At 39.0% G+C, this 15994-nt stretch carries 12 protein-coding genes; 1 reads left to right on the top strand and 11 read right to left on the bottom strand.

All coding sequences use genetic code 11. The features are described 5' to 3' along the window. Positions 1–4: 4 nt before the first annotated feature. The 7 genes from AC1DSK_RS15865 to AC1DSK_RS15895 all read right to left on the bottom strand — a co-directional run bounded on the left by AC1DSK_RS15865 (position 5) and on the right by AC1DSK_RS15895 (position 9825). A complete protein-coding gene (locus AC1DSK_RS15865; RefSeq protein ID WP_477546443.1) occupies positions 5–1027 on the bottom strand; it encodes a C40 family peptidase in 1023 nt (340 codons plus the stop codon). Positions 1028–1211: 184 nt separating this feature from the next. Further along, positions 1212–3116: a S8 family peptidase gene (locus AC1DSK_RS15870; RefSeq protein WP_477546442.1), complete on the bottom strand. Its 1905-nt coding sequence runs from the start codon at positions 3114–3116 to the stop codon at positions 1212–1214. A 93-nt stretch (positions 3117–3209) separates the two neighbouring features. Continuing rightward, a complete protein-coding gene (locus AC1DSK_RS15875; RefSeq protein WP_477546441.1) occupies positions 3210–4658 on the bottom strand; it encodes an N-acetylmuramoyl-L-alanine amidase in 1449 nt (482 codons plus the stop codon). 176 nt (positions 4659–4834) lie between these two features. Then, positions 4835–5071, bottom strand: coding sequence for an S-layer homology domain-containing protein (locus tag AC1DSK_RS15880; RefSeq protein WP_477546440.1), 237 nt, complete (start codon positions 5069–5071; stop codon positions 4835–4837). Positions 5072–5565: 494 nt separating this feature from the next. After that, a complete protein-coding gene (locus AC1DSK_RS15885; RefSeq protein WP_477546438.1) occupies positions 5566–7746 on the bottom strand; it encodes a 5'-nucleotidase C-terminal domain-containing protein in 2181 nt (726 codons plus the stop codon). 152 nt (positions 7747–7898) lie between these two features. Continuing rightward, positions 7899–8360, bottom strand: coding sequence for a VanZ family protein (locus AC1DSK_RS15890; protein ID WP_477546437.1), 462 nt, complete (start codon positions 8358–8360; stop codon positions 7899–7901). 415 nt (positions 8361–8775) lie between these two features. Then, on the bottom strand, positions 8776–9825 hold the full coding sequence (locus tag AC1DSK_RS15895; protein ID WP_477546436.1) for an S-layer homology domain-containing protein: 1050 nt from the start codon (positions 9823–9825) through the stop codon (positions 8776–8778). A 191-nt stretch (positions 9826–10016) separates the two neighbouring features. Here AC1DSK_RS15895 and AC1DSK_RS15900 point away from each other — a divergent pair, with 191 nt between their 5' ends. Then, a complete protein-coding gene (locus AC1DSK_RS15900; RefSeq protein WP_477546435.1) occupies positions 10017–11018 on the top strand; it encodes a nuclease-related domain-containing protein in 1002 nt (333 codons plus the stop codon). Between the two features lie 943 nt (positions 11019–11961). Here the strand turns inward: AC1DSK_RS15900 and AC1DSK_RS15905 are convergent. The 4 genes from AC1DSK_RS15905 to AC1DSK_RS15920 all read right to left on the bottom strand — a co-directional run bounded on the left by AC1DSK_RS15905 (position 11962) and on the right by AC1DSK_RS15920 (position 15846). Then, positions 11962–12156, bottom strand: a complete 195-nt coding sequence (locus tag AC1DSK_RS15905) for a hypothetical protein (protein WP_477546433.1) — start codon at positions 12154–12156, stop codon at positions 11962–11964. A 177-nt stretch (positions 12157–12333) separates the two neighbouring features. Then, positions 12334–13953, bottom strand: a complete 1620-nt coding sequence (locus AC1DSK_RS15910; protein WP_477546432.1) for a M20/M25/M40 family metallo-hydrolase — start codon at positions 13951–13953, stop codon at positions 12334–12336. Between the two features lie 50 nt (positions 13954–14003). Next, a complete protein-coding gene (locus tag AC1DSK_RS15915) occupies positions 14004–15179 on the bottom strand; it encodes an aminotransferase class I/II-fold pyridoxal phosphate-dependent enzyme (protein WP_477546431.1) in 1176 nt (391 codons plus the stop codon). Positions 15180–15186: 7 nt separating this feature from the next. Beyond that, the gene (locus tag AC1DSK_RS15920; RefSeq protein ID WP_477546430.1) at positions 15187–15846 is read right to left on the bottom strand and encodes a GntR family transcriptional regulator; all 660 of its coding nucleotides are present in this window, start codon (positions 15844–15846) and stop codon (positions 15187–15189) included. Positions 15847–15994 lie beyond the last annotated feature (148 nt).

Consider the following 15994-nt stretch of genomic DNA (forward strand, 5'->3'; position numbering starts at 1 on the left):
AATATTATTTTGCCATTTTAGCGCTGTACACTGCTGCTGAGAATTCAGCACGAGATGCTTCAGCATTAACTTTGTAATACGATGTTTGGAAAACTGTTGTTTGGTCAATTGTTTTTAATGCAACAATTGGATCGTGAGCCCAATACGTTTTTGGAACATCATTATATATAGAGGCCGTGTGAACTTGATTTTCTGTTGCAGCAGAAATTTTGAATGCACGGTCTAAAATTACGGCTAATTGTGCTTTTGTTAAAGAATCATTCATTCCAAATCTTCCTGAAGTATAACCACTTAATATACCTGCTTCGTTCATTGCCGCTATATCTTTAGCAAAAGTATGATTTGTTGGAACATCAGAAAATCGAGATTGATTTTTAGGCGTTAATTTTAATACTCTATTTACCATCGCGGCAGCTTGTCCACGGGTAACTTCAGCATTCGGACGGAATTGTTGGTTTTCAAAACCATTGATTACACCATCCATATTTAGTTCCTTAATTGCTACATAGGCTGGATGCGTTGATTTCACATCCGTGAAATTACCATTTGTTACGGGTGGTGTAGATGCAACTGATGCACTTCCAATTCGTTTAGCACCCATATAATATTTTCCCCAGTAGTATGGGTCGTTTATGCTCGCTATTGCAATTCCTTTAGAAGAAGTTGCTGAGATAAATTGGCTATTTCCAATATAAATTCCTACATGAGATGTGTATCCCAAGTTATCGAAGAAAACTAAGTCTCCCGGTTGAAGATTTGATTTTGAAACAGAAGTGCCCTGTGAATATTGATTGGCAGCTGTTCTATTTAATGATATACCAGCAATATTTTTGAAAACATAAGATGTATATCCAGAGCAGTCAAACCCTGATGGAGTAATTCCACCATATTGGTATGGGACGCCCTGTAATGTTTTAGCGTAGTTCACGATTTCATTTTCTGTTGAAGCACTGGCTTGAGTCGTCATAAATGGCGCCACTGAGATCAGTAACACAGCGATGATCATCTGAGTAATACGTTTCTTCATTTTCCACCTCATGTAATTTTTGGAACCTAGACATAATATCTGGTTCATTTCTATAGTTTTAACAATCTATTTTAAATAATATCAGACATTTCATGATAGTTACTTTACGTTTAGGTTACAATTGTGTAACAATCGACAGAAAATTAAAAAACTCGAGGCGATAATCGCTTCGAGTTTTTCTTTTTTATTTAAAGACTGTCGGTTTTTGGGCTCTTGCTAAGAACACACTGTACGTTGACCTTGTCATTTTTGCATGAGGTTGGAATTGTGTTGTCGAAATACCTTTTGCTATTCCTTGTTGAACTAATGCCTGAATGGCTTCATAACTTGCCATGCCTGTATTCATATCAGAAAAATGTAAACCTTTATTAGGATCACTTGGGAACATGAATGCATTTTGTATGAGAATGGCCATCTCTGCGCGAGTCACAGCTTGATTAGGCTTAAATGTACCATCCGGAAAACCTGATAGAATTCCTTCTTCTAATGCAGACTGGATGTAGCCGGACGCAAAATTACCAGAACCTACATCTTTAAATGAAGTGACTCTCTCTTCCCCATTCAAATCCTTTGCTCGTCCAAGTAATGCTACTGCTTCAGCTCTTGTAATTTCTTTAGTGGGCTTAAATGATCCATCCTTATAACCATTCATTTGTTCTTTAAAGAACAAATAGCTGACATGACTTGAATACCACTGGGATTGATTCAAGTCAGTGAACGCCGGATTTTTTAATGTCACATTAACTTTTTCTGTTACAGCAGCTCCATTTTTCATTACAAAAGTAAAATTAAATGAATAAGTTCCCGCAGGACGATACAATTCCCACTTTGAGCCTGTCACTTCTTTTAGGGTAGTCCCATTTTCTGTTAGCTTCCAACTACTCACAGCATCTTTATTTTGTAATGTAAACAAGATCTGACCATTTGCTACTTTGGATTCCAAGAATGGTAGTTCTGTAATGATAGGCTCATAGGTAGCGACTCCATACCCAAACGTTTCATCTCGTCCTACTGCACCTAAATCCGTGGCTGTCACTTGCAACATTTGACGCAATTTTACATTTGATGCATTTGGGAATCGTTCTTTATAAAGTGCCAACACTCCGGTAACATGTGGAGCAGCCATAGAAGTACCTGATTGAGAAAAATAACCGTTCTTTAGGCCATCCGTTGTATCCAAATTTCTCGGATATGTACTAACTATAGATGAACCTGGTGCTGCAATTTCAACCTCTGGTCCACTTGATGATTCAAGCAATTTCTCGTTTGTTGCAGTTATAGCAGAAACACCGATGACACTGTCATATTTTGCGGGGTATTGAACACTATCTTTTTGCAAAGACTCTCCTTCGTTCCCAGCAGCGGCTACTAGCACCATCCCACTTTGATACGCTTTATCTAATACCATGCGTAGAGCTGGGTCATCCCCGTTAGTTGTAACACTTATATTTAAAATATCTATATCATTCTTAATGGCCCACTCTACACCAGCGACTAAACTCGCAGTAGAACCGCCTCCATTACGATTTAACGATTTAATTGCAAATAATTCAACATTTGGCGCTATACCTTGAATACCTGCATTATTCTTCAGCGCAGCTATTGTACCCGCAACATGTGTTCCATGACCGTTGTCATCATCGTAAGACACAGATTGTGGGCATCTTTCTTCTAAACTGCAAAAACCTCCACGAACAAACAAATCGGAATGCTCCGTGTCAATTCCTGTATCCAGAATACCTACCTTAACCCCTTTTCCTGTATAGGGTGTAACTTGTGTAGGCGTAACTTTAAGTTGTTTAAAGGATACTGGGACTGAATCCGCTGAAATTTGATAATCAAAATCTGGCAGGATTTGAACATTTGATGAATCCAGCTTAAGTTCATTCAGTTGTGAAGATGTTACTTCAATTTCCGCTACCGGGATAGTGTCGAATTCACGCAGTATCTTGTAATTATCGAGTAAATCTTTCTGACTTTCGTTTACTTTTACTAGAATGTGATGCGTTGTTTCCGCAACTACTTCATGATCGGGTAAACTACCAAAAAGTAAAAGCGTAGACAAAGCAATACTTCCAATGTATTTCACGGTATCGCCCCCTATCTCTTTTTCTCATTATACTTTTAATTGACTCATATGAAAAACGCTGATCTAAATTTTCTTTAGATCAGCGTTTTTGGTTTAATGAAGTTTAGGAGAAGGTTTGCCGTTTACCGTGTTATATAATGGCAACACATCTTTTCGCCCTTCATAGTGGTAGAAATAGTCAAGAGTTGCCATGAAGATAGCTTTTGCCATTTGGTCACGACGTGTAGATGATGCGATATACGCATTATCAGTCTTGTTATCGATAAATCCGATCTCTGCTAAAGCTGCAGGCATTGTATTCTCACGCAATACATAGTAGTTCCCAGCTCTAGCACCACGGTCTGCCAAATCCCATGCTTCCAGCATACGATTTTGAATATATTTGGCAAGAGCTTTGGATTCATTTACATATGGATTAGTTGCAGCTGTTTGATAATAATAAGTTTCTGTTCCATTTGCTGAACCATTCAGTGCATTTGCATGCATACTGATGAAAATATCACCATTGTTTTGCGAAGCAAATTTAGTACGTGCACCCAATTCAAGAAAAACATCTGTGGATCTTGTCAATTTTGCTTGAATTGGTGTTTTATCGAAATATGTCTTAATTGATTTGGAAATGCTCAAAACGACATCTTTTTCTTTATAACCAAACCCCTGAGCGCCGGGATCGTGTGCACCGTGACCTGGATCGATGATGACAACTAAATCGCTAGGTACAGTAGGTGGCGGTGTTACGACAGGAGGCGTTGGATTATTCGGATCTATTTGGATATATGAACTATGTACAAATCCTTCTTGTCCATTTACACGTATGAAAGACCAATCTCCAATTGAATATCCATATTCAACGACTTGTCCCTTGTTTACTTTTACCAAAGAAGGGTATTGTGTATTAGGACCAGTGCGGACGTTTAAACTATCAACATTTACATACATAGGACGGTTAAACGTTTGTTCATCAGACGTACGGAATTGACTATGAATTCCACGRGCTAAGAATACAGAGAAGTCTGCTCGAATAATCGTCTCAGATGCACCAAATGAACCGTCAGCATAACCTTGTGCAATTCCTTTTTCCATCAGACGAGAAGAAGCAATTGATACAGAGTTTGCTCCATAGCCAAATGAACGACTAATTAAAAGAGCCATTTCACCACGTGTCAAAGTTTTGTTAGGTTGGAATTGGCCATTAGGATAACCTGAAATAATCCCCTTATCTACCATTTGTTGAATATATCCAGATGCAAAATAGTTTGAAGAAACATCTGAAAAGGATGTTGGTTTTTTCTCTCCATTCAAACCAAGTGCACGCCCTAGCATAGCAGCAGCTTGTCCACGCGTTACTTGTTGGTTCGGTGAGAAGGATGTCGAAGAAATTCCGTTCGCAATTCCTCCTTCTACTAAATAATAGATTTCCTCTTGGGCCCTATGGGTAGTTCCAACATCACTAAATGATGTGTTAGCCGAAGCTTGTGTTACAGGAAATCCTAATCCAATGAATAATGTAGCAAAGACAGCATACAACCATATTTTTTTCAAATCGCAAAATTCTCCTTTTTCTGTGTTGTAACGAAATCGTAACATAAAATTTGCCAAATGCCTATGTTTCTATTGGTCTATATTTCACCAATAATCGACTTTTCACTCTAGTTTGCTGTATTTTAATAGGCGAATATAAATTACAAAAGACCTCACTCTGTGAGGTCTTTTGTAATTTAGTTAATGAATTTGACAGATTGTAAGAAGTTATAAAGAATTTTTGCCATTTGGCCACGTTCAGTATCATGTGAAGGACCAAACGTTCCATTGCTGTAACCGTTGATGTATCCAGCTTGATAAACTTTTTGAACGTGTGGTCGTGCAGTGTTACCGATGTAACGGTAATCTGTAAAATTCGTAATCTTTTTAGTTGTGTCTACTTTAACGCCATCAGTGCGAAACGAGGATCTCAATCGTTTCTGATGTAACAGTTGCTTCTATTAAACATAAATATGAACCCGTTATGTCGAGTCTGCAATCTCAGGCAAATAGCCGTATTGATGCATTAGTTGGTCGTGAATATTCAGAGTAACAAGAAAAAAAGTAAATGGAATCAATTAACCACGCTAGCTAACATCTACTTTCGGCTGTTTCGGAATTGGAAAGCCGCGGGCAAAGTATTTTACTCAGTAATTTCAGGTATTGAAAAAGAACATGTAGCAAATGGCTATGGAGAGTCACACGTTAGAAGTCAAATTGAGGACTATGAAGCTGCAAAAGAAGCTCGACGTAGTGCACTATTAGATAAGGCAATATATATTTAATACTTCTTCCTGACCAAATACCGGTTAGGATTACCTCTTATTTAAAATACAATGACATATCCTCACTCATTTCATCCTTTCAAAAAACAATAACCCCGACATCAAAAGATGCCGGGGTTATTACAATTTATTAATTTACTTAATTATTTAGCTGCAGGAGCAGGAGTAGCAACGTCAACGATGCGACCTTCTACTTTTGGATCAACTTTATCCAATGTCTTGATGTAATCGATGAAGCTTGTGTAATCAACGATACCTGGTTCAGACACACGACCTTCATTGTAAGCCGTTTTGAACATTTCGTAACCGTCTCCACCTTTAGCAGTGAATGTGTTAGTTGCTACGAAGTAGTTTTTCGCATCTTCAAGAGCCACATATTCAGTTCCAACTTTAACTTGAACTTTTGTTACACGTTTGCCCGCTTCTTTTGAACTATCATACTCAAACTTCATGCCAGATACGTGTAAGAATGCACCGTTTTCTTTTGGTGCTTGAGACACTGAATGTTCCAAAGCAGCTTTGATTTCAGAGCCTTTAAGGTCTAGGATTGCCAATGCATTACCAAAAGGCATAACTTTCAAAACTTCACCAACTGTAATGTCGCCCGCATCGATTGAACTACGGATACCCCCTCCGTTTTGAAGAGCGATTACCGTATCTTTATTGATGCCTTTTGCTTTTGCAAGCATACCGTCAGTCATCAAGTTTCCAAGGTTTGTTTCATTGAAGCGAACACTTGACTTGCCTTCTGTATCACCAGCACGTTGTCCATCTAACATCGCCACTGCAGTTGTACCTGTAGATTGAGTTTTAATAGCTTCAACTTCTGCTTTATAAGGAGCCAATAATTTCACAGCGCCTTCATCAGCAGCAAAGTTTTCAGCTTTCATTTCTAAATATTCTCCAGCAAAGACTGAAACTTCGCCTTTTTTGTTGAAAGTAACATCAAGAGTTCCTAATAATTTACCATATTCATTTGCCGTTACGATAACTGTTGGAGCGTCGAACGCTTTAGATACTACCGGAGCAGAAATTTTCGAATGTGTATGGCCACCAACAATAATATCGATACCTTCAACTTGTTTCGCTAATTCCAAGTCATTATCAAATTTCAAGGAATCATCTAATCCAAGATGAGTAAGTGCGACAATTTTATCTACGCCTTGTTCTTGAAGTGCTTTTACAGACGCTTTTGCTGATTCAATGTAGTTTTTGAATTCAACTTTCCCTGTTGAAGAAATTGTTGGTGTTTCTTCAGTTGTTAAGCCAAACACACCGACTTTTTCACCATTAACATCTAAAACCACACCATTATAGATTTGTCCATCTTTGTATGATGAAGCGTAAGTTTTTGATTGAAGTCCGTCAAACAATGGGTCTTTCGAGAAATCCACGTTAGCAGATACTAATGGGAATTTTGCATTTTTGATGAATTCCGTTAAAGACTTGTGGCCATCTTTTGAAGATCCCAAATCGAATTCATGATTACCAAAAGTCATGGCATCATAACCAAGGTAGTTCATCATTTCAACGTCTGCAGCGCCTTCAAATGCGTTGAAGTAAAGATCTCCAGAGAATACGTCACCAGCATCTAGTAAAATATTGTTTTCATTTTCTGCACGTACTTCTTTAATTGCAGTAGCACGGAATGGAGCTGTTTCTAAGTAAGCATGTGTATCATTTGTATGCATGACAGTTAAATCATAGAAACCAAAATTTTCTTTTGCACGATCAAGGAACAACGCAAGTTCACCACGTCTCACTGCGTACCATGAGCCATACTTTGTTTCTGTTTGTCCATTTGTAATTCCAGCTTTAACAAGTGCATCAACATATTTTGCAAATCTAGGATTTACATCTGTAAATTTAGTCTTTGTAACGCTCTCATCGATTGGTAATTTAGCAGCATTTGCTAATATCTTAGAAGTTTCATCACGAGTCAAATCGTCATAAGAGCCAAACGATTTATTCGTCTTACCGTTTACAATCTTCGCTTCTACCAATGCATCAACTGCCCATTTTGCACGAGCTGGTACATCAGTAAATCCAGAGCTCTTATACTGTCCGTCTTCAGAAAAACCTAATGCACGTGCAACTTGAACCGCTGCATCTACTCGGTCAATGTTTTTGCTAACACCGAATTGTGTATCAGATAGTCCTTTAGATATACCGCTTCCAACCAAAAAGTTAACCGCATCACTATATTTCTCACCTACATCAGTGAATTTCACTTCGTCAGCTGATGCAACTGGTGCAAAAGCCATAGCTACGGCCGCAGCAGTAACAGTAGTAGCTAAGAATTTCTTATTAGACAATTTCGACATGTACAAATTTCCTCCTTCGAATATGTAAGTTATTAGGTAAAAACTCTTACTCTATTAATTTTACCAATATTCCCACTAATAATATAGTTTATTTACAAAATCTTCATATTTATTTGTAAGCGTTTACTTAACGTATAAAAAAGAAGCCCATTTTAAATGGACTTCTTTATCTTAGACCTATACTTTTTAATGAAATAAATAGAGATTAATGCCAAGCCCGCACCAAATGAATCCAACAAAACATCATCTATGGTTGGTGTCCGCCCGCCAGTCAGAGATTGATGAAATTCATCCGCAATTGCCAGAACTACTGTAAGAATGAATGCCAGCCTGAAGCGCCCGACCATGATATATGTTGCAATAGCAAGCGCCCCAAACGACACAACATGTGCTCCTTTTCTGATTAGAAATTCAATAAATGCATGGTACCCACGTTCTTCCACAGAAACGATTGTCCCCCAATAAGGAATTTGCAAAAGAGATAAACCACCCTTAAAAGGTTCGTTCGGGAGCCATCTCATGAGGTCAGGAATCAACGATTGTTCTTCATAGGTTTGAGCAGAAGAATAAAATTGTACCGATAGGATAAGGATAAATGGAATATATTTTTTCATAGTTCCCAGTTTAGCACACTTCCTATTAAACTAGTCGCAGAAATGAAACGACTTGCGTAGGGTTGTAAATCGATTTATACGGTTATCTACATTTCGCCTGACTATATTTGTATTTCGAGATGCTTTATCTCGAATTCGTGGTGTGTTATCTGGAATTGGTATCAAAGTAAATTGTTATCTAGATTTCGTGCGACGTTATCTGTATTTCGTGCTGACTTATCTAGATTTCTATTAGCGTTATCTAGAATTCGTGGTGTTTTATCTGGTAATGGTATCAAATTAAATTGTTATCTACATTTCGTCCGACGATATCTGTATTTCGTGCTGACTTACCTAGAATTGGTTACACCTCTATCTACCTGCCTAACATAGAAAAATAGCAGTCTAAGTTAGACTGCCACATTGTTTTTCATATTTATTTACTTGAAAACATATGAACCCAATAGATTCGGCCATTGGAATCTTTCTTTATTCCTGCACCGATATTGGTATAGTCTTTGTTTAAAATATTGGCTTTATGACCTGGTGAATTCATCCACGCAGTTACAACTTCCTGCGGTGTTCGTTGACCATATGCAATGTTTTCTCCGAAGCTGCTATAACTATAGCCGAACTTCTCAGCCATATCCCAAGGCTTCCCATACGTTGGAGAGATATGATCGAAATAATTGTTTTTTACCATGTCTTCCGCTTTTACTGTAGCTATTTTAGATAATGGTGCCTCTGCCACTAATGCAGGAAGACCCGCTTTCGCGCGTTCAAGATTCACCAAGTGAATGGTTTGTTTTGCGGTATCGTCAATTGCAAGCGTGGAATCGACATAGACTTTATTTGTGCTGTCATACTTAATCACACCTGTATCTCGTTTTTGATCCCAAGTCATCGCACGATCGATGAAGACCGACAATTGCGCTCGTGTGACTTTGGCGTACGGACTGAAATAGTTCCATGAAACTCCTTCAGAAATTTTCACTTCCGCTAGCGTAGTAATGAATGGTTTCCAGTTGTCTTGTGGCACGTCTTTGAAAGTAACTTGGTGATTATCGTCAATTTTAATTTGGTATGCCACTACCAGAACTTTGGCCATTTGCGCACGACTCAATGGTGCATCAGGGTTAAATGTTGTCGCATTTGAAAAGATTCCTTTTTCAGTCAAAGCGCGTATTTCTTTAAATGCCCAGTGCGTTGAAGGTACATCTCGATAACTCGTTTTGAAAGTTGAATCAAGCGGTAGCTTTAACGCACTCGCCAATATTTTTGCGGCTTGTGCACGGGTAACTTGATTGTTCGGACCAAACGTCCCATTACTATATCCATTAATTATTTTTGCATTTGAAAGCTTTATAATTGAGCTATATGCCCAATGTTCCGTTGAAACATCCGGAAAACCAGCAGCTTGACTACTTGTCGGAACGAACAAAGTAATAGCGAGTAATGCCGCAACAATAAACTTTACGGGTTTCATTCTCCCACATCCTCTCCATATTACTCTACCAAAAAATAGAATACTTTTAATGAGGATAAGGAGGCGCGAAAATAAAGCTATGATATTGGAAAATTGTTGAAATTTGAAGGGATTTTCATGTTGGTGTAGGGTAATAAGTTTTAATAAATCTTGTGAGATATCATTATATTTGATAAATTCATAAAAAGGAGATGATTTTTATTCAACTAAATCGAGATATTCCTGCAGGATTATTTGCTCTTCGGCGATTGCATCGTCGATTATCGGTAAATCACCCCCAATTTACCGACATTAATCAAGATTTGTATAATTCCAATGCAGGTCATGCTGGAGAAGCATATATTGATTCTGTCTTATCGACCATTCACTTCCCTATCCCCCATATATTACTTCCCAATATTCGAATCCATGAAAAAGACATTCCTTCCACCCAAATTGATATTTTAATATTCACAACCGCTTATGCATTAATAATAGAAGTAAAGAATTGGAGTGGAACAATATCCTTCCAACAAGTCGGACAAGTGTTACAAACAAAAGATGGCATCGTAAGATCAATGGATTGTCCTACCGTCCAAGCAGATTATTATGTCGGGAATTTGCTAGATTGGTTTGCAAAGCATGATACACAATTACCTGTACATCGAATTGTCAGTTTCCCCTTTGCTTCCACCTTACTAATTGGAGCTGAGAATCGGGGTATTCATTTTGCAAAAGAGTTACCTATAATTCTTCGGAAATTAAATAAGCTCCCGCAGCAACTTACTCATTATCAATTTCAAACACTTTCTAAGAAATTACAAGAAGCAAATCGACCTTTCGAACACGCAACTGCATGCCAAAAATATGGAATACATCCCTCCGATCTTCTGAAAGGAGTTTTCTGCCAGAAGTGTGAGAGCCGCTTATTGAAAAAAAGTAATCGAGTATATGTATGCCCCTCATGTCTTCATATTCCTGACAATCCTTTTTACGATACGATGATAGATTGGTTTACATTGGTCGGCAATCAGATTACCAATAGACAATTACGTTTATTTGCAGGTGTAGACAAATCCTATTCGGTCGGTTATTTTATGAAAAAATCAAACTTCCCTTACTCAGGTCAGAATAAGGGAACAATCTATCATGTAAGTGCTGAAGAAATGCATCGCTTTCTATCCAAAAAGGAAAAAGCTTGCTTCCGGGAATGACCGGAAGCAAGCTTTTTTATTGTAAGTAAGAGCTATTGATTGATAAACTTCACGCGATTTGCTGTGCAAATGCATACTTTTTGCGCGTCAGAAATTTTCGGTTTTCATGAATTTTAGATATGAATACTCGATTTCTAGATAAACACTGGCCAATTTGAGATATCCCTTTCTGAAATGTAGATATCACCCGACGAATCCTCGATATCCACCCGCGAATCCTTGATTCCAGCGATAAGCCCACAGCAACGTGCCATTTGCGATGCAAATGGCACCATCTCAGCGCGTTTGAATTGTGCGGATTTCGTGAATTTTAGATATCTGTATTCGATTTCTAGATAAACACTGTCCAATTTGAGAGATCACCTATTGAAAAGTAGAAATCACACGAAGAATCCTCGATATCCACCCGCGGATCCTTGATTCCAGCGATAAACCCACAGCAACGTGCCATTTGCGGTGCAAATGGCACCATTTCAGCGCGTTTGAATTGTGCGGATTTCGTGAATTTTAGATATGAATACTCGATTTCTAGATAAACACTGACTAATTTGAGATATCACCTATTGAAAAGTAGAAATCACACGACAAATCCTCGATATTCACCCGCGAATCCTTGATTCCGGCGATAAGCCCACAGCAACGTGTCATTTGCGGTGCAAATGACACCATTTCAGCGCGTTTGAATTGTGCGGATTTCGTGAATTTTAGATATGAGTACTCGATTTCTAGATAAACACTGTCCATTTCAAGATATCCCTTTTTGAAATGTAGATATCACCCGACGAATCCTCGATAAACACCCGCGAATCCTTGATTCCGGCGATAAGCCCACAGCAACGTGCCATTTGCGGTGCAAATGGCACCATTTCAGCGCGKTTGAATTGTGCGGATTTCGTGAATTTTAGATATGAGTACTCGATTTCTAGATAAACACTGTCCATTTTCAGATATCACCTATTGAAATAGAGATATCACCCGACGAATCCTCGATATCCACCCGCGAATCCTTGATTCCGACGATTAACCCACAGCAACGTGCCATTTGCGGTGCAAATGGCACCATTTCAGCGCGGTTGAATTGTGCGGATTTCGTGAATTTTAGATATCTGTATTCGATTTCTAGATAAACACTGTCCAATTTGAGATATCACCTATTGAAATGAAGATATCACACGACGAATCCTCGATATCCACCCGCGAATCCTTGATATCCCCAGTTGATATCCTCAGCTGATATCCTCAGCTGATATCCTCAGCTGATATCCTCAAAATCATTACAAAAATCCCCCACTCTATCAGAGAGTGAGGGATTGGGTCAGGCTTCTATTTTTTCCAAAAGGACTTTTTTTACTAAATTCTCGAGTAACTGTGGCAATTCAACGAATGCACTTTGGATGTGCAACCGCTCCGTACGTTTGTGTGCGTCTTTTCCGAAGGGTCCCACGTTGAGAACTGGAGCTTTTAGATTTCGCATTTCATTAAAGGGTATGGAGTACGTATCGCCCCATACAGGTGTGTTGGCTTCAAACACCTGCCATCCCCCAGTTGTATCTTCGTAGTTCACGTAACTCAAATCAGAAATTCCATTAAAATAATGAATCTGTTCAATCGCTTGATTAAATTCCGACTTACCTAGCTCTTTTATAAATTCCATACACTCTTCCACTAACGGATCGTCACTCGTATTGACTGCAGGATAATACGGTGGTGCAAAAAGGAGTACGATTGCAGGTGCCAACTCCTGACATTGAATCATCAGTGTATCAACGATTCGGAATGATTTTTCACGATCATCCAATTCCTGTTGATCCCGAACGGTCGTTTTGACTAATTCTACATAATCGTAGCCAAATTTCGAAACTGCGTGATTCATCAATTCCTCGTACTTCAATACCCGTATCTCACCAACTGGTGCTACATCCTCACGAGTACAAATCGCTTGATAACTTGCGTTGCACTCAGCCGCAGCTTCATTCGCTACACATTCAAAAATCGACATGATTTCAGCAGCATTGCGTTTCATCAGAAACACATTATATAATGCTTTCGCACGATACGGTGTCTGCGCTGAATACTCCATTTTCAAATCTTTTTGCTGAATGGTTACGGGTAATGGGGTCTTCTCACCTAAAACAGTTTCCTGAAATAATGGATTATATTCCATACGCTGTGTTAAAAATGAAGCAATATAATTGGCCGTAATTCCACTAAGCGGTTCTCCCACATGTGTCTCCATACCGTAAAAAAGGGCTGACGGCATGATTTTTCCGATGGATCCCGAATACAAATAATATTTATCATCACCCGGTTGTTGTGCGAAAACGGGCTCGCTGTTTAAAAATAGCTTGTATGTGAGATCATGTTGCTCACGATATTCATTCAATTTGGACACAGCCGCTCTCATTCCAGAGCTGTTTACTTCTTCGTCTGGAACCGTCAATAACAGGATATTGACCGGCCATTGTTCATGACATGCTTTTTCGATGAGGCTCATATGTAATACTAGCCCCATCTTCATATCCATCGTGCCACGACCAAATAAATAATTACCTGATTCCAAATCAAGTCGGGCGTCTTCAGGCAATTCTTCTTTTACATCATGCAAGGCTTTCGTCAACATTTCCGGTTCAAAAGCCAATGCTTCGAGGTCACCGTATTCTTCGGTATTAACCGTATCGAAATGACTGATTAGCACAATCGTTTCTTTCGCTTCTGGATGTTTATATAAAGCAGTGAGAAACTTCCGACCAAGATCTGCCTCGCTTAATTCAATGTTGTTATAATGATCTTGGAAGTATGGAATATCCTGCAGTTTAGCTTGAACCTTAAACGGAAATTCTCGTTCTCCATCTGATAGCGTCATACTTTTCCAACTGACTACTTCACATAACAAGGTACGGAGTGCTTCTGGTGTTGACCACATAAGTTCTGTCATGATGTATTCCCCCTGTTTTTAAGACAAATATCTTTTAATGGTGCCTAAACCTATACGATTTTACGTAATTCCCTTTGTTTTGAAATGAATGCTTCCATTCGATCCATTCCTTTTTCCAATACCGGCATTGCATATGCATATGAAATACGAAGGAAACCTTCACCATATTCACTGAAGGCACTGCCTGGCACACATGCAACGCCTCCTTCTTTCAACAGACTTGTTGCAAAATCAAAGGACGTCATCCCGAATTCTTTAATAGAAGGAAAAATATAAAAAGCGCCATTCGGTTTAACCACATCAAGTCCCATATCAATCAGTCGGCCATATACGTAATCACGGCGGACAATGTACTCTTTATTCATTTCAGCAGGAACATCCCTGCTGTTGCCAAGCGCCTCGATTGCTGCATATTGGCTCGGAACCGGTGCACAAACGGAATTGTATTGATGAATTTTAATGCAATGTTGCATAAGTGCTTCAGGACCTAATAAAAATCCGATGCGCCAGCCTGTCATAGAGTGAGATTTTGATAATCCGTGAATGAGGAACAAACGGTCTCTTAATTCTGGATACGAACCAAATGAACGATGTTCGCCAGAAAAAGTGTTTTCACTGTATATTTCATCGGACAATACATAGATTTCCTGCTCTTTCAATACATCCGCCAAGGCATCCATTTGCTTGGAATCAATGGTGACTCCTGTCGGGTTTGATGGGAAATTGAATAGAACTGCTTTCGTCTTCTCGCTAATTAAAGCTTTCAGACGTTCGGGAGATGGTTGGAAGTCTGTATCTGAAGTATCTAAGTACTTTACCTTTGCACCACACATGGTAATGATTGGAGCGTAACCTGTGTAGCATGGCGCTGGCAAAATCACTTCGTCTCCTTCTTCCAGGATGGTTCGGAAAACCACATCAATGGCTTCGCTTGCACCTATTGTGACGATAACTTCAGTTTCCGCTTTATATGAAAATTCATATTTCTCCAAGAAAAAGCGACCGACCGCATTGCGCAACTCAATCATGCCGGCATTATGGGAATACCCAGTCAAGTCATTTGAAATAGCAGCAATCCCTGCTTGTTTGACGGCTTCAGGTGTTGGGAAATCTGGTTGGCCAATCGTTAAATTCACTGCGTCAGGATAATGTACAAGCTGATTGGAAAACTGACGGATGCCTGAAACGGCAATTTTGGTAATGCGTTCATTTATCGTAAGTGGCATGGAATCTTCAACCCTTCTCATAGTAATGAAGAAATCTTCTTTCAATATTATCCATATGTTCCAGCATCCCATTTATGGCACTAGATACGTCTTGTTTTTCAAGAGCGTTGACGATGTCTTCGTGCTCCCCACTTGCTTCCATTGCAGAAACGGGGTACGTATTCGCGAGGATTAAAAAGGCACGATTAACGCCAGTATTGATGGTATAAATCATTTCACATAATTTTGTATTAGGATTTTGATCAGCCAATAATAGGTGAAACTCCCGATCCAGTTCAATAAATTCATGAAAGTCATTTTTCTCCGCTGCCCGTTTTTGAAGCTTAAGATTACTTTTCAGAGATTTAAGAAATTCGGGCGTTGTAAATTTGGCAACTTGCTCAATATTGTACGTTTCGAGTAACTTACGGACTTCCATATGATGAAGTGCATCCTCTTTCGTGAAGGATGAAACACTCGCCGGTTTGCCAGTTTGTAAGACCACGAGTCCATCAGTTGCTAACCGGCGAATTGCTTCCCGAAGTGGTGTACGACTTATGCCCAATTCCAAGGCGAATTTTTCTTCACGCAGTTCTTCATTAGGCGCAAGAGTGCCCGTCAAAATGTCTTTGCGGATTAAATCATAGGCTTGATCCGCTAAAGAATCTGGTTTTTTTATCTTTCTCAACAGATGTCAACCTCTTTCAAAAACAACTTGTATTCTGTATACAGTATATGCGAATTATAACGTACTGGTGTCTCAAAGTATAGAGTGATTGTTTGATAAATTCTGTCATAATTTATCAAATGCAGACGAAGACAACATTGGATTATTA

This window comes from Paenisporosarcina sp. P4_B8 (assembly GCF_056402175.1).

Excerpts from the sequence above, each read along its gene's own strand:
- AC1DSK_RS15865 (WP_477546443.1), bottom strand. The coding sequence starts at position 1,027 with ATGAAGAAACGTATTACTCAGATGATCATCGCTGTGTTACTGATCTCA.
- AC1DSK_RS15885 (WP_477546438.1), bottom strand. The coding sequence starts at position 7,746 with ATGTCGAAATTGTCTAATAAGAAATTCTTAGCTACTACTGTTACTGCT.
- AC1DSK_RS15890 (WP_477546437.1), bottom strand. The coding sequence starts at position 8,360 with ATGAAAAAATATATTCCATTTATCCTTATCCTATCGGTACAATTTTAT.
- AC1DSK_RS15895 (WP_477546436.1), bottom strand. The coding sequence starts at position 9,825 with ATGAAACCCGTAAAGTTTATTGTTGCGGCATTACTCGCTATTACTTTG.
- AC1DSK_RS15900 (WP_477546435.1), top strand. The coding sequence starts at position 10,017 with ATGATTTTTATTCAACTAAATCGAGATATTCCTGCAGGATTATTTGCT.
- AC1DSK_RS15910 (WP_477546432.1), bottom strand. The coding sequence starts at position 13,953 with ATGACAGAACTTATGTGGTCAACACCAGAAGCACTCCGTACCTTGTTA.
- AC1DSK_RS15915 (WP_477546431.1), bottom strand. The coding sequence starts at position 15,179 with ATGCCACTTACGATAAATGAACGCATTACCAAAATTGCCGTTTCAGGC.